This window comes from Noviherbaspirillum phoenicis (genome assembly GCF_047237965.1).
Taxonomy (GTDB): Bacteria; Pseudomonadota; Gammaproteobacteria; order Burkholderiales; family Burkholderiaceae_D; genus Noviherbaspirillum_A.
The window spans coordinates 3,014,116-3,033,298 of the sequence record NZ_JBDFLX010000001.1 but is presented as its reverse complement, the minus strand read 5'-3'; the positions used below and the strand labels follow the sequence as shown (position 1 = coordinate 3,033,298).

13 protein-coding genes and 2 rRNA genes are annotated in these 19,183 nt (G+C 60.0%); 13 read left to right on the top strand and 2 right to left on the bottom strand.

Going from position 1 to position 19,183, the window contains the following annotated elements; genetic code table 11:
- Positions 1-18 precede the first annotated feature (18 nt).
- From ABC383_RS13575 to ABC383_RS13555, 5 genes are all read left to right on the top strand, one after another.
- Positions 19-2,905, top strand: a 23S ribosomal RNA gene (locus tag ABC383_RS13575).
- Positions 2,906-3,097: 192 nt separating this feature from the next.
- Positions 3,098-3,210: ribosomal RNA gene (gene rrf, locus ABC383_RS13570) — 5S ribosomal RNA — on the top strand.
- Positions 3,211-4,414: 1,204 nt separating this feature from the next.
- Complete coding sequence (locus tag ABC383_RS13565; RefSeq protein WP_413014705.1) at positions 4,415-6,586, top strand: HDOD domain-containing protein; 2,172 nt, start codon at positions 4,415-4,417, stop codon at positions 6,584-6,586.
- Positions 6,587-6,639: 53 nt separating this feature from the next.
- Positions 6,640-8,799, top strand: coding sequence for a putative bifunctional diguanylate cyclase/phosphodiesterase (locus ABC383_RS13560; RefSeq protein WP_413016350.1), 2,160 nt, complete (start codon positions 6,640-6,642; stop codon positions 8,797-8,799).
- Positions 8,800-8,821: 22 nt separating this feature from the next.
- Complete coding sequence (locus ABC383_RS13555) at positions 8,822-9,979, top strand: SEL1-like repeat protein (RefSeq protein WP_413014704.1); 1,158 nt, start codon at positions 8,822-8,824, stop codon at positions 9,977-9,979.
- A gap of 25 nt (positions 9,980-10,004) precedes the next feature.
- On the opposite strand, the gene nhaR is transcribed toward ABC383_RS13555, so the two are convergent.
- Complete coding sequence (gene nhaR, locus ABC383_RS13550) at positions 10,005-10,922, bottom strand: transcriptional activator NhaR (protein ID WP_413016348.1); 918 nt, start codon at positions 10,920-10,922, stop codon at positions 10,005-10,007.
- 106 nt (positions 10,923-11,028) lie between these two features.
- On the opposite strand from nhaR, the gene ABC383_RS13545 reads away from it, so the two are divergent.
- The 8 genes from ABC383_RS13545 (at position 11,029) to ABC383_RS13510 (ending at position 17,358) form a co-directional block, all read left to right on the top strand.
- Positions 11,029-11,370: an HPF/RaiA family ribosome-associated protein gene (locus ABC383_RS13545; protein ID WP_413014703.1), complete on the top strand. Its 342-nt coding sequence runs from the start codon at positions 11,029-11,031 to the stop codon at positions 11,368-11,370.
- The gene (locus ABC383_RS13540) at positions 11,367-11,618 is read left to right on the top strand and encodes a TFIIB-type zinc ribbon-containing protein (RefSeq protein ID WP_413014702.1); all 252 of its coding nucleotides are present in this window, start codon (positions 11,367-11,369) and stop codon (positions 11,616-11,618) included. Before ABC383_RS13545 ends, ABC383_RS13540 begins: the two co-directional genes overlap by 4 nt.
- A gap of 99 nt (positions 11,619-11,717) precedes the next feature.
- Positions 11,718-12,680 carry a TerC family protein gene (locus tag ABC383_RS13535; RefSeq protein WP_413014701.1) on the top strand — a complete coding sequence of 321 codons (963 nt, stop codon included), beginning with the start codon at positions 11,718-11,720 and terminating at the stop codon, positions 12,678-12,680.
- A gap of 209 nt (positions 12,681-12,889) precedes the next feature.
- On the top strand, positions 12,890-14,071 hold the full coding sequence (locus ABC383_RS13530; RefSeq protein WP_413014700.1) for a zinc-dependent alcohol dehydrogenase: 1,182 nt from the start codon (positions 12,890-12,892) through the stop codon (positions 14,069-14,071).
- 26 nt (positions 14,072-14,097) lie between these two features.
- Positions 14,098-14,637 carry a hypothetical protein gene (locus ABC383_RS13525; protein WP_413014699.1) on the top strand — a complete coding sequence of 180 codons (540 nt, stop codon included), beginning with the start codon at positions 14,098-14,100 and terminating at the stop codon, positions 14,635-14,637.
- 109 nt (positions 14,638-14,746) lie between these two features.
- Positions 14,747-15,235: a DUF2846 domain-containing protein gene (locus ABC383_RS13520; protein WP_413014698.1), complete on the top strand. Its 489-nt coding sequence runs from the start codon at positions 14,747-14,749 to the stop codon at positions 15,233-15,235.
- Positions 15,236-15,339: 104 nt separating this feature from the next.
- Positions 15,340-15,801, top strand: coding sequence for a tripartite tricarboxylate transporter TctB family protein (locus ABC383_RS13515; RefSeq protein WP_413014697.1), 462 nt, complete (start codon positions 15,340-15,342; stop codon positions 15,799-15,801).
- A 9-nt stretch (positions 15,802-15,810) separates the two neighbouring features.
- Positions 15,811-17,358 (top strand): tripartite tricarboxylate transporter permease, encoded by a 1,548-nt coding sequence (locus ABC383_RS13510; protein WP_413014696.1) that lies wholly within the window; start codon positions 15,811-15,813, stop codon positions 17,356-17,358.
- A 237-nt stretch (positions 17,359-17,595) separates the two neighbouring features.
- On the opposite strand, the gene ABC383_RS13505 is transcribed toward ABC383_RS13510, so the two are convergent.
- Positions 17,596-19,155: a class I adenylate-forming enzyme family protein gene (locus ABC383_RS13505; RefSeq protein ID WP_413016346.1), complete on the bottom strand. Its 1,560-nt coding sequence runs from the start codon at positions 19,153-19,155 to the stop codon at positions 17,596-17,598.
- Positions 19,156-19,183 lie beyond the last annotated feature (28 nt).

Here is a 19,183-nt window from a genome sequence, read left to right as displayed (position 1 = left end):
CAGAGGTCAACGTTATAGGGACAAGTGACTAAGTGCACATGGTGGATGCCTTGGCGATTACAGGCGATGAAGGACGCAGTAGCTTGCGATAAGCTGCGGGGAGCTGGCAAACAAGCTTTGATCCGCAGATGTCCGAATGGGGAAACCCGGCCTTTTAGGTCATCGCATACTGAATACATAGGTATGCGAAGCGAACGCGGCGAACTGAAACATCTAAGTAGCTGCAGGAAAAGAAATCAACCGAGATTCCCAAAGTAGTGGCGAGCGAAATGGGATCAGCCTGCAAGATTTAGCAGTCGTGATAGTGGAATGCTCTGGAAAGTGCGGCCGTAGCGGGTGATAGCCCCGTACACGAAATCATGGTTGTGGAACTAGGCTTGCGACAAGTAGGGCGGGACACGTGAAATCCTGTCTGAACATGGGGGGACCATCCTCCAAGGCTAAATACTCGTAATCGACCGATAGTGAACCAGTACCGTGAGGGAAAGGCGAAAAGAACCCCGGAAGGGGAGTGAAATAGATCCTGAAACCGTGTGCATACAAACAGTCGGAGCGGACTTGTTCCGTGACGGCGTACCTTTTGTATAATGGGTCAGCGACTTACATTCAGTGGCGAGGTTAACCGCATAGGGAAGCCGTAGAGAAATCGAGTCCGAACAGGGCGACAGTCGCTGGGTGTAGACCCGAAACCAAGTGATCTACTCATGGCCAGGATGAAGGTGCCGTAACAGGTACTGGAGGTCCGAACCCACTAATGTTGAAAAATTAGGGGATGAGCTGTGGGTAGGGGTGAAAGGCTAAACAAACTTGGAAATAGCTGGTTCTCTCCGAAAACTATTTAGGTAGTGCCTCAAGTATCACCATCGGGGGTAGAGCACTGTTATGGCTAGGGGGTCATCGCGACTTACCAACCCATTGCAAACTCCGAATACCGATGAGTGCGAGCTTGGGAGACAGACGTCGGGTGCTAACGTCCGGCGTCAAGAGGGAAACAACCCAGACCGCCAGCTAAGGTCCCAAAGATTGGCTAAGTGGAAAACGAAGTGGGAAGGCTAAAACAGTCAGGAGGTTGGCTTAGAAGCAGCCACCCTTTAAAGAAAGCGTAATAGCTCACTGATCGAGTCGTCCTGCGCGGAAGATGTAACGGGGCTAAGCCAGTCACCGAAGCTGCGGATATGTACGTAATTTATTACTGTGCATATGGTAGGAGAGCGTTCTGTAAGCCTGCGAAGGTGTCTTGTAAAGGATGCTGGAGGTATCAGAAGTGCGAATGCTGACATGAGTAGCGATAATGGGGGTGAAAAGCCCCCACGCCGTAAGCCCAAGGTTTCCTGTTCAACGTTCATCGGAGCAGGGTGAGTCGGCCCCTAAGGCGAGGCAGAGATGCGTAGCTGATGGGAAGCAGGTTAATATTCCTGCACCGTCGTGTGATGCGATGGGGGGACGGATCGCGAATGGTTGTCCGGGTGTTGGATGTCCCGGTTCTTGACTTGTAGAAGGTCCTTAGGCAAATCCGGGGACGTAATTCAAGGGGTCGAGACCAGCGGCTTTATGCTGCGAAGCAATCGGAAGTGGTTCCAAGAAAAGCCTCTAAGCTTCAGTCACACGAGACCGTACCGCAAACCGACACAGGTGGGCGAGATGAGTATTCTAAGGCGCTTGAGAGAACTCGGGAGAAGGAACTCGGCAAATTGGTACCGTAACTTCGGGATAAGGTACGCCCTGGTAGCTTGACTGGCCTGCGCCAGAAGGGCGACGGGGTTGCAATAAACTGGTGGCTGCGACTGTTTAATAAAAACACAGCACTCTGCAAACACGAAAGTGGACGTATAGGGTGTGACGCCTGCCCGGTGCTGGAAGATTAAATGATGGGGTGCAAGCTCTTGATTGAAGTCCCAGTAAACGGCGGCCGTAACTATAACGGTCCTAAGGTAGCGAAATTCCTTGTCGGGTAAGTTCCGACCTGCACGAATGGCGTAACGATGGCCACACTGTCTCCTCCCGAGACTCAGCGAAGTTGAAATGTTTGTGATGATGCAATCTACCCGCGGCTAGACGGAAAGACCCCATGAACCTTTACTGTAGCTTTGCATTGGACTTTGAACCAATCTGTGTAGGATAGGTGGGAGGCATTGAAACCGTGACGCCAGTTGCGGTGGAGCCAACCTTGAAATACCACCCTGGTTTGTTTGAGGTTCTAACCTTGGTCCGTTATCCGGATCGGGGACAGTGCATGGTAGGCAGTTTGACTGGGGCGGTCTCCTCCCAAAGTGTAACGGAGGAGTTCGAAGGTACGCTAGGTACGGTCGGACATCGTGCTCATAGTGCAATGGCATAAGCGTGCTTAACTGCGAGACTGACAAGTCGAGCAGGTACGAAAGTAGGACATAGTGATCCGGTGGTTCTGTATGGAAGGGCCATCGCTCAACGGATAAAAGGTACTCTGGGGATAACAGGCTGATTCCTCCCAAGAGTTCATATCGACGGGGGAGTTTGGCACCTCGATGTCGGCTCATCACATCCTGGGGCTGTAGCCGGTCCCAAGGGTATGGCTGTTCGCCATTTAAAGTGGTACGTGAGCTGGGTTTAAAACGTCGTGAGACAGTTTGGTCCCTATCTGCCGTGGGCGTTGGAAGTTTGAAGGGGGCTGCTCCTAGTACGAGAGGACCGGAGTGGACGAACCTCTGGTGTACCGGTTGTCACGCCAGTGGCATTGCCGGGTAGCTAAGTTCGGAAGAGATAACCGCTGAAAGCATCTAAGCGGGAAACTCGCCTTGAGATGAGACTTCCCGGGAGCTTGACTCCCCTAAAGGGTCGTTCGAGACCAGGACGTTGATAGGCTGGGTGTGGAAGCGCAGTAATGCGTTAAGCTAACCAGTACTAATTGCCCGTGCGGCTTGTCCCTATAACCTTGATGGTGCATAGCGGCGCTGTGTGGTGCGTGACGTTCGATACTCACAACCTGCAAGACAAGACATTGATCGTTGCATTGCCCCTGCCAAGTGCGGGAGCGATGCGGCTGCTTCTTCCCTTTGGGTTGGATGTGGCGTGTGCCAGGCGAGAAGCCGGCAGCGCGACAGACAGCCGACAAGTCATGCCTGATGACCATAGCGAGTTGGTACCACCCCTTCCCATCCCGAACAGGACCGTGAAACGACTTTGCGCCGATGATAGTGCTGCAACCAGTGTGAAAGTAGGTCATCGTCAGGCTGTTATTAGAAAACCCCCGACGCCAATAGGCGCCGGGGGTTTTTGCTTTGGGGCATGGGATTTGAATCTTGCTTTTAATGCGTAAGGCGTTGCGGCGGTAGATTGCCTTGGGTGGCCAAACACATCGGCACCGGATAGGTCGAGCGAAGGAATATCCGGCGAAGTCGACCTGCGTATCACATCCTCATAGTGCGTAATTACCTTGTCCTATTTTCAGCGTCGTCATCTCTATCATTTTTGCCATCAATACCATCTTTTCTGTCTTGGACTCTCGAACTGCATTCATCGTCCTATTCGCCTTGCAGGTGTACCACTTAAGGGCCGGCGACAACGTGTCGCGTCCTGTGACAGGCTGCGGCCAGAAATGCCCATAAATTCCTGTCGCCTGAGCAGAAAATAGACAACTTCCTCAACCATGAGGCGTCGAGGGAACCACCGCAGCAGCCATACAAAAGCTGGCACGTGCCTGGAAAGAAGCTGCAGTTAAAGTACTTCGTACGTTCGCTCCAGCGAATTGAAATTGCTGTACTTTCCGATTGGCATCATTTTAAAAAACAATATAAATGTTGCTTTGTAAGTTTGCCGTTCTGACTTAATCGGCACCTCAATAAATGGCGCTTTAACGGGCGTTCACCAGGGGCATGCAACGCAATTGCATCCGGATGAATGCTCTCTCCGCAATAACCTTGTTTTCAACCGCGGCCAGAGCGACAGTGCTATCCATTTGCAACTCGCATGCAGCGCAGTAGCGCTCCTTCCGCTGATCGATGGGCGAGATGAACGCTGATTACTGCCCGCTCCCACGATGCTGAGCGTGGAAAATCTATAGCAGTATTCCACGCCGAATCAGTTTAGCCCCGCCTGCTTGTTCAAGCCGTAACCGGAATCCGGACCCTGCCTCTTCTTCTCCGCCCTTTCAATATTCCTGTCATGTCAAAATTGTGAAAAAGCTTCAAAGGCTCCCTTAATGATGTTGCTTTTAGTAACTAAGTTGTTTCGACCATACGCATTACTCGGTAAAGTTGATTCATTGCAAGTTTTAAATGGTATTATTTGCAAGAAATTGTTTCTCCTGGTTCATGTTAAGGAATAATACGATGCTTGCAGATTTCCACGGTCTGCCATTCAGTTGGTAGGAGATAGTGGTTCTGTTCCGGTTGGCGTCCAAACAAAGTGTGCAAGAAAAAGCGACAACGTTCGATAAATGATGCAGCGATCCGAAATAGATATACGAAAGCGGTTGGAGCAAGCGCATCTTCCTACGATGCCGCAGATTCTCCTCAAGCTCATCGAACAATGCCAGGACGAAGACGCTGGCATGGCGGAGCTCGCTGTGTTGATATCGCAGGACCCTGGCATGGCCAGCAGCATTCTCGCCGTTGCCAATAGCCCGGCCTACCATCGTAGTGGGGGACGCAAGGCGAATCTGGACCAGGCGCTGATGGCGATCGGCACCGACATGATCAAAACACTGGTGATCAGTGAATCGGTGCTCCAGATGTTCAATGATTTTTCCAAGCCCGGCACGATCGACTTGCGGGGTTTCTGGAAGCATTCGCTGACAGCAGCGGTAATGGCGCGCGACATTGCGATCAAGATGAAGCATCCGCATGTCGAAGAGGCTTATCTTGCAGGTCTGCTGCATGACGTCGGCCGCCTTGGCCTGCTCTCCGTCGCACCGCAGGAATACGCGGTGAATTTTCATGCGAAGGACGACGCCAAGCTGTGCTGGGTGGAACAGCGGACCATGCAGATCACCCACGCCGAAGCGGGAGCGGCCATTATCGAGCGTTGGCAGCTCGACTCCTTCCTGTGCGACAGTGTCCAGTATCACCATGAGCCGGCTGCCCGGGTCGCCAATGCGCATCCCTTGATCCGTATCGTTATGCTGGCGCATATGATGGCCAGCCATGATACCGACGAGGTGACATTGACCGAGGTTGCGGCGCTTTGCAGCCTGGATGCCGACACCATCCAGGAAATCCGCGACAAGGCCGAAGCGCAAGTCGTGCGTGCGGCGAGCGCACTGGGCATAGACCTGGCAGGCGCAGACGATATCGTTGCCCAGGCGGCTTACGTGCCGCCCCAGCCGGCGGCACCGCGCAATCCCACCCAGGAAAAGATGGATGAGGAAATGCGCAACATGGTGCTCGCATCACAGGCCAGCCGCTTCTTCTCGCGCCAGACCGACATGGCGGGCCTGATGGAAACCGTGTCCGGTTCCGCCCGCATCCTGTTCAGTTTTGGCGACGTGTTCCTGCTCCTTACCGACAAGGCCAGCCAGTCACTGCTGGGTAAGCCCGGCAACGGCCAGGTTGAACGATTGGCCGAGTTTTCCTTGCCATTGACAGCCGGCGGCGTGATTGCCGACGCTGCCCTGATGCGGCGCATCGCCTTTGTCCGGCGCGGCAGGGAGCTTCTGAGCCTGGCGGAGGAGCAACTGCTCAGCCTGATGCGCGCCGACTGCCTGCTATGCCTGCCGATGACGGTGACCGGTCGCTGCATTGGCATGCTGGTGGGCAGCATCGGCGAACACCAGGTCGACGATCTGCAGCGACGTGAACGGTTCCTGCTGGCTTACGCTTCCCAGGCGGCCAACGCGCTCCATGCTGCCATCAGCAGCCAGGCCGAACTCGATCAACGTGTCGCCAGCGTCGCCGACCAGTACCAGGCAGCCACGCGTCGTGTGGCGCATGAAGTCAATAATCCGCTTTCCATCATCAAGAATTATCTCGGCATACTGGACAGCCGCTTGCGCAAGCAGGATATCGTGGTGGGAGAGGTCGCCATCCTCAATGAGGAAATCGACCGGGTCGGGCAGATCGTGCATGGGCTGGCCGAGATGGAACCGGAGGCTGCCAGCGCACAGGCCGACGTCGGGCGCGTGGTAAGGGATGTGGTGCGCCTGTTCCAGGACACCGAGTACATGCCGGCGTCGGTTTCACTGCGCGCCGACGTGGACGACAGCGAAAGCGTGCTGGAGGGCAGCGCCGACCTGCTCAAGCAGGTGCTGGTCAATCTGCTGAAGAACGCCGTGGAGGCCATGCCAGGCGGCGGCGAAATCGAGGTCGTCGATAACGGCCACGTCAACCGCGACGGCCGGCTGTACGCGGAGCTGAGCGTGCGCGACACCGGCGGCGGCATTCCCGCGGAGGTGATGGCGAGGCTTTTCTCTCCTGTGCAAAGCACCAAGGCCGGCGTCGGGCGCGGGCTTGGCCTGAGCATCGTCCATGGCCTCGTGCAGAAGATGGGCGGCACGATCAGTTGCCGCAGCAGCCGGCGTGGCACGACGTTTGATGTGCAGTTGCCGCTGCGTGCGCAGCCTTTAGCGGCCGATGCCGCCCAGTCCAAACAGTCAGGACATCATTCATCATGATCAATCAGCGCAACGTGGCGCCGTTCATGCCATTGCTTCATGCCGATGCGCCGATGAACGAGACAATCGCGTCGACCACGCCGACGGCGCATCGTCTGCTGCTGGTGGACGATGAGCCGCGTCTGCTTGCCAGCCTGTGTGCGATCCTGGAAGACAGCGGGCATGAACTCCACACCGCCACCTGCGGCAGCGAGGCGGTGGCGCTGCTGGAACAGATGTCCTTTGACCTGGCCCTGCTTGACCTGCGGCTTCCGGACTTCGGCGGCCACCAGATCATGGACGTCATCAACCGCAAGAAGCTCGAGACCCGTGTCATCGTGCTTAGTGGCGAGACCGGCATCGAGGGCGCGATCGGCGCATTGAAGCGGGGCGCCTATGACTACCTGCGCAAGCCATACAGCCGGGAAGAGCTGCTCAACACGGTGGACAACGCCTTGCGGCAGCGCCGGCTTGAGACCGAAAACAAGCGCATCGCGCAGCAACTGGCACGTTCCGAAAAGCTGTATCGCTACCTGGTCGACAGCTCGCCTGACATCATTTATACGCTGAACGAAGAGGGACGCTTTTCCTTCGTCAACGACAGGGCCCTGCAGCTGCTGGGTTTTAGCCGCAGCGAGCTGATAGGCAATCATTACTCGATGCTGGTGCATGCCGAAGATATGGACCGGGCCTATTACGTCTTCAACGAGCGCCGTGTCGGCGAGCGGGCCAGCCGCAATATCGAGCTGAGGCTGAAGTCCGCCGGAGGCCGCGACAAGGGGCCGGCTTTTGAGACGACGCTGCTCACGCTGTCATTCAATTCCATGGGCATGTACGGCAGCCCCGCGGACAAGCACGGCGCCGAATTCTACGGCACCTATGGCGTGGCGCGCGACATCACCGAGCGCAAGCGGGCGGAGGCCATGATCTCCTACCATGCGTATCACGACATCCTGACCGACCTGCCGAACCGGATGCTGTTCAAGGACCGGCTCGGGCTGGCGATCACGCAAGCCAAGCGCAAGGATGCCGAGCTGGCGGTGATGTTCATCGATCTCGACCGGTTCAAGCTGGTCAACGATACGCTGGGCCATATTCATGGCGATGAATTGCTGCAGCAGGTGGCGGCGCGGCTGAAGGCGGCGCTGCGTCAGGGCGATACGCTGGCAAGGCTGGGTGGCGATGAATTCACGATTGTCCTGCCGGAACTGCAAAGCCGCGAAGATGCCGACGTGGTGGCGCAGAAGGCGCTCGAGTGCCTGCAGCTGCCTTTCAAGCTGGCCGACAGTGACAACCATATTTCCGCCAGCATCGGCATCGCCGTCTATCCGCATGACGGCACGACCATCGATGAACTGCTCTGCCATGCGGACATGGCGATGTATCAGGTCAAGGCGCGTGGCAAGAACAGCTACAGCTTCTATGAGCCGTCGATGCATGAGGCGTCCTATCAGAAGATCACGCTGGAAAAGAGCCTGCGGCGTGCGCTCGAACGCAATGAATTCGAGATGTATTACCAGCCGCAGGTGGACGCCTCGACAGGCCAGATCGTAGGCGTGGAAGGGCTGATGCGCTGGCACCATCCGGAGCGCGGCCTGCTGTCGGCCGGCGAGTTCCTGCCGTTCGCGGAAGAGAACGGCCTGATGCTGCCGATCAGCGACTGGATGCTGGAAGCCGTATGCCGCGACCTGGCCTGGTGGAACAGCCAGTCGTCATCCCGGATCCGGCTGTCCCTGAACGTGTCGCCGCAATATCTCGATAGCGGCGACTTCGTGGCGAAGATGGCAGCCGTGCTGTCCCGGCACAGGTTGTCAGCCTCGCAGATCGAGGTGGAGATCACCGAGAACATCTGTATCCGCAATCCGCAGTATGCGATCGAGCAGCTCAACAAGCTCGAGGCGATTGGCGTCAGCGTTGCCATCGATGATTTCGGCACCGGCTATTCCTCGCTGGCCTACCTGCATCGCTTTCCGGTCCATACCATCAAGATCGATCAATCCTTCGTCAGGGAAATCCATCGGCTCGACGGCCATTATCCGGTGGTCCTGGCGATCATGTCGATTGCCAGCGGCCTGTCGCTGAACGTGGTTGCCGAAGGCGTGGAAAGCGGCATCCAGGCCGCCTATCTGCAGCGCATAGGCTGCACGGTGATGCAGGGATATCTGTACCACCGGCCGATATCGGCTGCGCGCTTCCTGCAACTGCTGCCGCGCGCTGTTGCCCGCATGGCCTGAGCCAGATCCACCTATGAACAGCATGCAGCAAAACGTTTATCCCCTGTCCCCCGCTGCCCCGCACGACGCTGCGCAGTCCGAGATGGACGAAGCCAACCGGTTGGGGATGATGTACAGCAGTGGCGACGGCGTTCCCCAGGATTGGGAGCAGGCGCGCACCTGGTTTCGCAAGGCGGCCGACCGCGGCCATGCAAATGCGCAATTCAATCTGGCCGTCATCTACAGCAACGGCAGGCGTGCGCAGGACTATGCGCATGCGCTGCTGTGGTATCGCAAGGCGGCGCACCAGGGGCATGCCAAGGCCCAGTTCAACCTGGGCCTGATGTATGCCAATGGCCAGGGCGTGCCGCAAGACCAGGCACAGGCGCTGGCCTGGTACACCGAGGCCGCTGAACTTGGCCATGCCGGCGCGCAGAACAACCTTGGACTGATGTATGTGAACGGCTTGGGCGTAGCCGCCGATGGCATGCGTGCGCTGCACTGGTTCCAGCGCGCCGCGGACCAGAACGACGCGGCAGCGCAAAACAATCTCGGATTGATGTACGCCAGCGGCAAGTCACTGCCGCAGGATTTGCAGCAGGCTGCGCAATGGTATGGCAGGGCGGCCGCCCAGGGGTATGCGTTGGCGCAATACAACCTGGCGGCGATGCTGGAAGCCGGGCAGGGCGTGCCGGTCGACCTGCCACAGGCGCAGGCGCTATATCGTGCCGCCGCCGAACAGGGCCTCGCCAAGGCGCAGTACAGCCTGGCCGTCATGTACGACCGGGGCCATGGCCTGCCGCGCGATGCGCAACAGGCCATGGCCTGGTACTGCAAGGCGGCCGAGCGCGGCAATGCGCATGCGCAATTCAGCCTGGGCTTGCGTTACGACGCCGGCAACGGCGTGCAGCAGGACGCGACCAAGGCGCTGTCCTGGTATCGCCGTGCTGCCGAGCAGGGGCATGCCAGGGCACAGTTCAATCTGGGGACCATGTATGCACAGGGCCATGGCGTTGCCGTCGATGAAGCGCAGGCGTGGGCCTGGCTGAACCTGGCAGCCGGGCAGGGCATCTGGCAGGCAAGCCGGGCTCTCGCCCAGCTGACTCCTGGAATGACCCCCACCCAGATGGCCGCTGCCGCCGAAACAGGTCAGGCATTGCAGCGGAAAACGGGTGCAGACGGCGCTGCGGCGCAGGGCTAGCGTCAACGGCTGCGTCGCCTGAAATTCAAGCAGATGCGTGCGCGGTGCCGAACAGCTTGTCGCGCGCCGTGGAACGAATGGCCACTACCGCCGGATGCGTCAGCCGGCGTTCCATCGACACCGCATAAAACTGCTCATTGACCTCGTTGGTCGTTCCAAGAAACTGTACCGCGAGCTGCTTCTTCAGCCGTGCCGTGACCGCCTGCGGCGCGCAGAAAATGCCGGCGCCGGCTTCGCCAAAGGCTTTCATCAGGGCGCCGTCATCGAATTCACCGACGATTTGCGGACGTATGCCGATCCGGTCGAACCAGCGCAACAGCCTCGGGCGCATCGCGGCATCGTCGCCCGGCAGCAGGAAGGGCGCGCCGTCGAGGCTGTGCGGAAAACCCTTGCGGTACTGCCGTGCCAGGGTTGGCGCGGCAAAGAAATCCAGTCCGCACTCACCCAGCAGGTGATTGAATCCGCGTACCTCGACATTGGCAGGCAGGGGGCTGTCTGCAATCACGATATCGAGCTGGTGGGTTGCCAGTTCAGCCAGCAGCTGGCGCGGCTTGCCCTCGCGGCAGATGATGCGCAGCCCCTGCGGCAACTGCATTGCAGGCTCCAGCAGCAGGTAGGCCATGGTCTTGGGCACCGCATCGGTCACGCCCACCCGCAACTGCAGCATGCGGTCGCCCGGCCCGCGCCGCACGGCTTCCTCGAGCTCTCCGCCCAGCGTGAAGATGTCGTCGGCATAGCGCAGCACCATGCGGCCCATGTCATTGAGCTGCAGGCGCCGGCCTACGCGATCAAACAGCTGATGGCCGAGTATTTCCTCGAACAGCGTCAGCTGGCCGCTGATGGTCTGTGCCGTCACATGCAGGCGCGCGCTGGCGCGTCCGATGCTGCCGGTCTTGGCCACCACCCAGAAATAATGCAGGTGCTTGTAGTTCAACGCGCCCATGATTTCCTCATCGGTTTTTTCGAACTTCACAAACGTGATATTCGAATATTCAAGCCAATTGCGCCGTCCTATAGTGTGCTTCACCAACACCGAAAAGGAGAAGCCCATGAAGATCGCCATTCACTGCCGACGTTTCGGACTGACTGCTGCGCTGCAGGAATATACCCTGCAGCAGTTGCGTAGTGCCCTGTCGCACACCCGCGCCAAGGTGCGACATGTGACGGTGCGGCTGGGCGACCTGAACGGACCGCGCGGCGGCACCGACAAGCGCTGCGGCATCCATGTGGTCGTGGATGGCGTCGGGCAGGTCGTTACCGCCAGCACCGACCGCGACCTGTATGCAGCCATCTCCCAGGCGGCACGGCGCGTCGGACGGGGCGTGGCCCGGCGCTTGCGCCAGCAACGTAACGCCAAGCCATCGCCACTGCATGCCGCAGTTCCGTCATGAGATGCCCTGCATGCGACATGGCCATGCTCACGCCACAGTACCGGGAAGGCGTTGAGATCGACTGGTGCGCCCGGTGCCGCGGTGTATGGCTGGACCGTGGCGAACTCGACAAGCTGCTCGATCGCCTGAGCGCCTATCGGGGCAATGCCACCGGGCACGGCGGGCCGGCCATGCACCGGAACCGGTATGGCAGCCCGGCCGTGCGCCGCCGGCGCAGTTTTCTCGCCGAACTGTTCGACTTTGATTGAACTGTCGGCGGGAATCGCTACGAAGCGTATCGGGAATTTTCAGGGCCGGCATTGGTATTGCGATGCCGGCCTTTCCATTGATAAGGGTTAAGGGTTGTCATGGCTGATATAGAAACCTTTGCGACCGCGCCGATGTGGGCCGGCTTCATCCTGTTCGTCGTCGGCATGCTCGTCATCGACATGGTGGTGCTGGGCGGCCGGAATGCGCACAAGGTGTCCTTCCGTGAAGCGCTGGGCTGGTCCATTGCCTGGTTCGCGCTGGCGCTGCTGTTCAACCTGCTGCTCTGGTGGCACCTGGACAATACGGTCGGCCGGGAAGTGGCCAACGTCAAGGGCCTGGAGTTCCTGTCGGGCTACCTGATCGAAAAGGCGCTGTCGGTCGACAATATCTTTGTCTTCCTGATGCTGTTCAGTTATTTCGCGGTGCCTGCCGAATTCCAGCGACGCGTGCTGCTGTATGGCGTGATCGGCGCCATCGTGATGCGCGCCGTGATGATTCTGCTGGGCGCCTGGCTGATCAGCCAGTTCAGCTGGATACTGTATGTCTTCGGCGCCTTCCTGCTGTTCACCGGCGTGAAAATGCTGGTCTTCGCCAATCATGAGCCGAATCTGGAAGCCAATCCGCTGCTGCGCTGGATGCGCGGCCATATGCGGGTCACCAACGAATACCACGGCGAGCGGTTTTTCATCATGCGCGATGGCCTGCGCCATGCAACGCCGCTGTTCCTGGTGCTGGTGCTGATCGAGTTCACCGACCTGGTATTCGCGGTCGACAGCATTCCGGCGATCTTTGCCATTACCAGCGATCCCTTCATCGTCTTCACCTCCAACATGTTTGCCATCATGGGATTGCGTGCGTTGTACTTCCTGCTGGCTGGCATGGCTGACCGCTTCCATTACCTGAAATACGGCCTGGCCGTGGTGCTGGTGTTCATCGGCGGCAAGATGCTGGCGGCGCAGTGGTACCACCTGCCGGTCCAGGTGTCGCTGGGTATTGTCGGGCTGATCCTGCTGGTGTCGATCGCGGCCAGCCTGGTACGGCCGGCTCGCCATACAGCCTGACCTCAACCGTTGGCCCCGCGCCGGCAAGTCCAAGCCGGCGCGGGCGACAACGCCGGTCATCCATCCAGTGGACAACGATCAAGCCTTAGCCTTGGTCCACGAACCTTTTACCCACGCGATGTCTTAACAAACAGACAGCAGCCCGGACCGGGCTGTGCGCGTGACGCGCGGCGATATGCGCGGCGACACCGGTAAAAAGGAGAAAAATCATGCTGGCAATGGATTACAGAGGTCCCTACCGCGTACGAGCGAAGCACAAGCCCGACCCGGCGATCGAACATCCGGGCGACGCCATCGTCCGCGTTACCCGGTCATGCATCTGCGGCTCCGACCTTCACCTGTATCACGGCCTGGTGCCTGACACCCGGATCGGCAGCACGTTCGGCCATGAATTCACCGGCGTGGTCGAGGAGGTCGGTTCCTCGGTGCAGAACCTGAAAGTGGGCGACCATGTGCTGGTGCCATTCAACATCTTTTGCGGTTCCTGCTATTTCTGCCAGAAGGAGTTGTACAGCAATTGCCATAACGTCAATCCCGAAGCAACCGCGGTGGGCGCCATTTATGGTTATTCCCACACCGCCGGCGGCTACGATGGCGGCCAGGCCGAACTGGTGCGCATCCCGATGGCCGATGTCGGACCGACGGTGATCCCCAAGGACCTGCACGTGGAAGACGCGGTGCTGTTGACCGATGCATTTCCGACCGGCTATCAGGCGGCCGAGATGGGCGATATCGAGGAGGGCGATACCGTGGTGGTGTTCGGCGCTGGCCCGGTGGGCATCTTTGCCGCCAAGTCAGCCTGGCTGATGGGCGCCGGTCGGGTCATCGTCGTCGATCATGTCGAATACCGCCTTGAATTCATCAAGAATTATGCGCACTGCGAAATCGTCAACTTCAAGGAAGTGAGCGACATGGCCATCCACATCAAGAAGATGACGGATGGGCTGGGCGCCGACGTCTGCATCGACTGCGTCGGCTGCGAGGCGGCGGGCAATGCCGCCCAGACCTTGACTGGCCGCTACCTGAAGCTGCAGGCCGGCGCCGCGACCGTGCTGCACTGGGCCATCAACTCGGTGCGCAAAGGCGGCACGGTGTCGATCGTCGGCGTGTACGGTCCTACCTTCAATGCGATCCCGATCGGCAATGCGATCAACAAGGGTCTGACCATGCGCATGAACCAGGCCAGCGTCAAGCGTCATCTGCCGCGGCTGATCGAGCATATCCAGGCCGGACGTATCATTCCGCGCCAGATCATCACGCACCGGATTCCGCTGGAAGAGGTGGCTGATGCCTATCACCTGTTCTCCAGCAAGCTCGACAATTGCATCAAGACCGTCCTGATACCGCCGGGCGCTTACAGCAACAGCGTCGTCAGCAAGGAAGAAGCCTGAACCATCGGACCAAGGAGCGCAGCATCATGGACATCCAGCACAACACCACGCCTGAAACCGGGCATCATCATCACGAAAAACCCAAGCGCGACATGTCGCACATTCCCGGCTGGGGCGCCGACCTGGACCACAAGAACCGTCCCGCCTATCCGATGGAGCGCACGCCGCCCCGTCTGGACAACGTGCACTGGGACGTGCCCGAGCAGCAGCCGGTGAACGTCAAGGTTTTCCACTCCACCGAGAGGCCGAACATCACGCCGGTATTCGGCACCAGCGTGCCGCCCACCGGCTTGTCCGGAAAAATCCGTGATTTCGCCTTTACCCTGAGCGAAAACGACATCCGGCACTGGCTGCTGCTGCTGTTCGCGGACCGCGTGAATATGGTCGAAGGCCTGGCCGATGATCTCAAGTCCGGCCATGTACCCAACATCCTCGGCGAAATGGGCATCATGGCTGAGGTCAAGCACAATCCGATCGGCCTGGCTGGCAAGGCCCTGGTGATCGGCGGCGCCATTGGCCTGATATACAGCCTGAGGCAGCACCGCAAGCGCCGGTCCTGGCGCTGAGAAAGCGCTGCCAGTAGCCCGCCTGGCCAAAGCGGGCAACGTTTCACGCCGGATTGCAACTTACGGCGGGCGCGCCACCGGGCGCGCCTCGTCCCTTATTGCAATCCACATGGTATTTCTTCATTCCAAACTCGCTCATTACGGCTTTATCCTGACTTTGGCTGCCGGGCTGGCCGTCTCCAGTTGCGACCGCACCGAAGGGCCGGTATTCGCCGGCCTGTCCGCCGTTGCAGCCGGGTCAGCAGATGTCTATCTCTACCGTCGCGGGGCCCTGGCTGCCTATGCGCAGGGCTTTGAGGTCATTGTCGATGGCAAAATGCACGGAGAACTGTCAAATGCGTCCTATCTGCGCCTATCCCTGACACCAGGCCGGCATCGCCTGCAAGTAGCGCCCGGCCCCCGGGCTGCCGTGATCAATGTGGAAGTTGACGTCCAGCCGGGAAAGAACATGTTTTTCGAGTTTGTTTTTCCGACCGGTCTGGACATGCAGCCGCTGTTCGACGATGCCCTCATCGCCCATCGGGACGAGCGCGAAGCCATGCTTGCCCTGCCCAAATTGCGTGAAAAGGCGTCTTTTTTGGTGCAAGAGGCCAAATAAACCGGGCTTTATGTCATGGAATCAATATTCGGCATTGCATCCTTTGCCATGATCGGCAAAAATCATGGTCCGCTCAAAAAGCGACAATAAGGAGACTTTGCAGCATGTTAATCAGGAACCAGAAGGACTTCTGGTCGGGGGTGATGTTTGCCGCCTTCGGCCTTTTCTTCGCCGGGTTTGGTACCCGTTACACCTTCGGCTCGGCCGCCCGCATGGGCCCCGGCTACTTTCCCACCGTACTCGGCGTCATTCTCGTCATCATGGGCGCCGTCATCGCCCTGATGGCGCTTTCCTCCAAGGCTGAAACGCAAAAGGTCGACCGCTTTTCCTGGTCTACCATCGTCCTCATCCTCGGCTCGGTCGTGCTCTTCGGCCTGTTCCTGCCGCGCCTGGGACTGATCATTTCCCTCGTCACCGTGGTGCTGGTATCGAGCTATGCCAGCCATGAGTTCGGCTGGCGCGCCGCACTGATCAACACCGTCGTGCTGGTCCTGCTGTGCCTGTTCGTCTTCGTCTATGCCCTGAGTCTGCAGTTTCCGCTCTGGCCCACTTTCCTCGGCGCCTAAGGAGCACACATGGAAACCCTGATTGCCAACCTCTCCACCGGCTTCGGCGCGGTGCTGGCCCTGGAGCCGTTCTCGGTCTTCGGCCTGACCATGAGCCTGCCGATGAACCTGGCCTACTGCTTCATCGGCGCTTTGATCGGCACCCTGATCGGCGTGCTACCGGGCCTGGGCCCGATCGCCACCATCGCCATGCTGCTGCCGGCAACCTATGCGCTGCCCCCGCTGGGCGGCCTGATCATGCTGGCCGGCATTTACTATGGCGCCCAGTACGGCGGCTCCACCACCGCCATTCTCGTCAACCTGCCGGGTGAAACCTCGTCGGTTGTGACCTGTATCGACGGCTACCAGATGGCCCGTCGCGGCCGCGCCGGCGTGGCGCTGTCGACCGCCGCCATCGGTTCGTTCTTTGCCGGCTGCGTCGGCACGCTGCTGCTGGCCGCCTTCGCGGTGCCGCTGGCCGAAGTGGCCTTCAAGTTCGGCCCGGCCGAGTACTTCTCGCTGATGGTGCTGGGCATGATCGGCGCCGTCGTCCTGGCTTCGGGCTCGCTGATCAAGGCCATCGCCATGATCGTGCTGGGCCTCTTGGGCGGCGTGATCGGCACCGACGTCAACACTGGCGTGTCGCGCTATGCCTTCGACATTCCCGAACTGTCCGACGGCGTGAGCTTTGCCGCGGTGGCCATGGGCGTGTTCGGCTTTGCCGAGGTGATGACCAACCTCGAGCAGAAGGAGCACCGCGAAGTCTTCACCAACAAGATCACCACCCTGTTCCCGTCCAAGGACGACTTCAAGCGCATGGCGGCGCCTATCCTGCGCGGCACCGCGCTGGGCTCGATGCTGGGCATTCTGCCGGGCGGCGGCGCGGCGCTGGCCTCGTTTGGCGCCTACACGATGGAAAAGAAGGTCAGCAAGAACAGCGCCGAGTTCGGCAAGGGCGCCATCGAAGGCCTGGCCGGTCCCGAGTCGGCCAACAACGCCGCGGCACAGACTTCGTTCATTCCGCTGCTGACGCTGGGCATTCCGCCCAATGCGGTGATGGCGCTGATGGTAGGCGCGATGACGATCCACAACATCCAGCCGGGCCCGCAGGTCATGACCAGCAACCCGACCCTGTTCTGGGGCCTGATCGTGTCGATGTGGCTGGGCAATGCGATGCTGGTGATCTTGAACCTGCCGCTGATCGGCATCTGGATCAAGCTGCTGACCGTGCCGTACCGCTACCTGTACCCGGCGATCCTGGTGTTCTGCTGCATTGGCGTCTACACGGTCAACAACAGCGTGTTCGACGTGTTCATGACGGCGGGCTTCGGTGTGCTGGGCTATGTGTTCATCAAGCTGGGCTGCGAAGGTGCGCCGCTGCTCTTGGGCTTCGTGCTGGGGCCGATGATGGAAGAGAACTTCCGCCGTTCGCTACTGCTGTCGCGCGGTGATTTCAGCGTGTTCTTCACGCGGCCGATCTCGCTGGGCCTGCTGCTGGCGGCTGCCGCGCTGGTGGTGATCGTGGCGCTGCCGTCGATCAAGTCCAAGCGCGAGGAAGCGTTCCAGGAAGAGCCCTGAACCATTGCCATGCCGCCGCAAGGCGGCATACGGGGCAAAAGAAAAAACCGGCGCTGCGGCGCCGGTTTTTTATTGGAGGTTAGCCATCGTAGCGATCGTGGGGCGCACTACCCGCAGGGGCATTGCACCGGACCGTCGTTCATGACAACCCGGCGCAGCGTGACGCCCGGACAGCGGTGCAATGCCCTTCGGGTATTGCACCTACGAGGGTGTGAAAGGCTTCCCCCGGCGGAGCGTTTACTTGTCTTGCGGCTTTCCTGCCTGATACTGGTCGCGCAATTCGCGTTTCAGCACCTTGCCGATGGCGCTGCGCGGCAGCGACTCGGCAAACTCCAGCGCCGACAGCCGCTGCGTCTTGCCGACCCGCTCATTGACCCAGGCCATCAGCGTCTCCGGCGTAATGCCCGCGCCGGCCCGCGGCACCACGTAGGCAACCGGCGTCTCGCCCCAGGCTGTGGACGGCACGCCCACCACCGCCGCGTCGGCCACGTCCGGATGCTCGCGCAGCACGCTTTCCAGGTCGCTCGGGTAAATGTTGAAGCCGCCCGAGATGATCATGTCCTTCTTGCGGTCCAGCAGCGTCAGGAAGCCTTCGGCGTCGAAGCGCCCGAGGTCGCCGGTGCGGATGAAGCGCTTGCCATCGGGCGCATACCACTCGGCTTCGGCGGTTTTCTCCGGCTGGTTGAAATAGCCCTGCATCATCGCGCCGGAGTGGCCGACCACCTCGCCGGTCTCGCCCGGCCCGACCTCCCGGCCCTGCTCGTCGATCAGGCGGATGTCGTGTTCCGGGGCCGGCTGGCCCACTGTGTGCAGCTTGTCCGGGTGCTCGTGCGCTGCCAGGATGCAGGTGCCGCCGCCTTCGGTCATGCCGTAGTACTCGACCAGGCCGCCGGGCCAGCGCTTCAGGATGTCGGCTTTCAGTGCGGCCGAGAAGGGCGCGCTGGTGCAGAACTTCATGCGGAAGGACGACAGGTCGTAGCGGTCGAAGTCGGGATGCGCCATCAGCCGCTGATACTGCACCGGCACCAGCATGGTATGGGTGACCCGGTATTGCTGCGCCAGTTCGAGATAGGCGCCGGCATCGAACTTGGCCATCAGCACCACGGTGCCGCCCAGCGCGATGGTCGGGAAAAAGCTGACCAGCGTGGTGTTGGAATACAGCGGGGTGGAGATCAGCGTCACCGCCTCGGTGCCGTAGCCGTTCAGGTGACCGCGCTTGACATGCTGCCAGCGCATGCCGTGCGGCTGGGTGATGCCCTTGGGCGCGCCGGTGGTGCCGGAGGAATAGATGATGTTGAAGATCCAGTCCGGCTGCAGCTGCACTGGCTGCGGCGTCGACCCGGGCGCGGCCAGCCAGCTGTCCCAGCCCGGCTCGGCGCTGTTATCGAGACGCACCTGCGTCACATCGATGCGGTCGCGCACCGAGTCCAGCGCAGGCGCGGTGGTGGCGTCGAGGAAAAGACGCTTCGCGCCGCAATCGCGGATCATGATCGCCAGGCTTTCCGCCGTGGACGAGGGCGCCAGCGGCGCCACCGCCACGCCGGCGCGCAAGGCGCCGAGGAACAGCGCGGCATATTCGATGGACGTGCTGGCGCAAATCGCGATCGCCTCGCGTGGCTGCACGCCGTCGCGCTGCAGCGAGGCTGCAACCCGGTCCATCAGGGCATCCAGTTCGGCGTAGCTGACGCTGCGCTTGTCCTGCACCAGCGCCGGATGGCTGGGCTGCTGCTGTGCGTGCAGATGAATCAGTTCCGGGATGGTGCCGAAATCCCGTTCGAGCAAGGTTTCTATCGTCATGGTCGTCATGGTTGGTTCAGGCAAAAAA

Excerpts from the sequence above, each read along its gene's own strand:
- ABC383_RS13565 (WP_413014705.1), top strand. The coding sequence starts at position 4,415 with ATGATGCAGCGATCCGAAATAGATATACGAAAGCGGTTGGAGCAAGCG.
- ABC383_RS13560 (WP_413016350.1), top strand. The coding sequence starts at position 6,640 with ATGAACGAGACAATCGCGTCGACCACGCCGACGGCGCATCGTCTGCTG.
- ABC383_RS13555 (WP_413014704.1), top strand. The coding sequence starts at position 8,822 with ATGCAGCAAAACGTTTATCCCCTGTCCCCCGCTGCCCCGCACGACGCT.
- nhaR (WP_413016348.1), bottom strand. The coding sequence starts at position 10,922 with ATGGGCGCGTTGAACTACAAGCACCTGCATTATTTCTGGGTGGTGGCC.
- ABC383_RS13545 (WP_413014703.1), top strand. The coding sequence starts at position 11,029 with ATGAAGATCGCCATTCACTGCCGACGTTTCGGACTGACTGCTGCGCTG.
- ABC383_RS13540 (WP_413014702.1), top strand. The coding sequence starts at position 11,367 with ATGAGATGCCCTGCATGCGACATGGCCATGCTCACGCCACAGTACCGG.
- ABC383_RS13535 (WP_413014701.1), top strand. The coding sequence starts at position 11,718 with ATGGCTGATATAGAAACCTTTGCGACCGCGCCGATGTGGGCCGGCTTC.
- ABC383_RS13530 (WP_413014700.1), top strand. The coding sequence starts at position 12,890 with ATGCTGGCAATGGATTACAGAGGTCCCTACCGCGTACGAGCGAAGCAC.
- ABC383_RS13525 (WP_413014699.1), top strand. The coding sequence starts at position 14,098 with ATGGACATCCAGCACAACACCACGCCTGAAACCGGGCATCATCATCAC.
- ABC383_RS13520 (WP_413014698.1), top strand. The coding sequence starts at position 14,747 with ATGGTATTTCTTCATTCCAAACTCGCTCATTACGGCTTTATCCTGACT.
- ABC383_RS13515 (WP_413014697.1), top strand. The coding sequence starts at position 15,340 with ATGTTAATCAGGAACCAGAAGGACTTCTGGTCGGGGGTGATGTTTGCC.
- ABC383_RS13510 (WP_413014696.1), top strand. The coding sequence starts at position 15,811 with ATGGAAACCCTGATTGCCAACCTCTCCACCGGCTTCGGCGCGGTGCTG.
- ABC383_RS13505 (WP_413016346.1), bottom strand. The coding sequence starts at position 19,155 with ATGACGATAGAAACCTTGCTCGAACGGGATTTCGGCACCATCCCGGAA.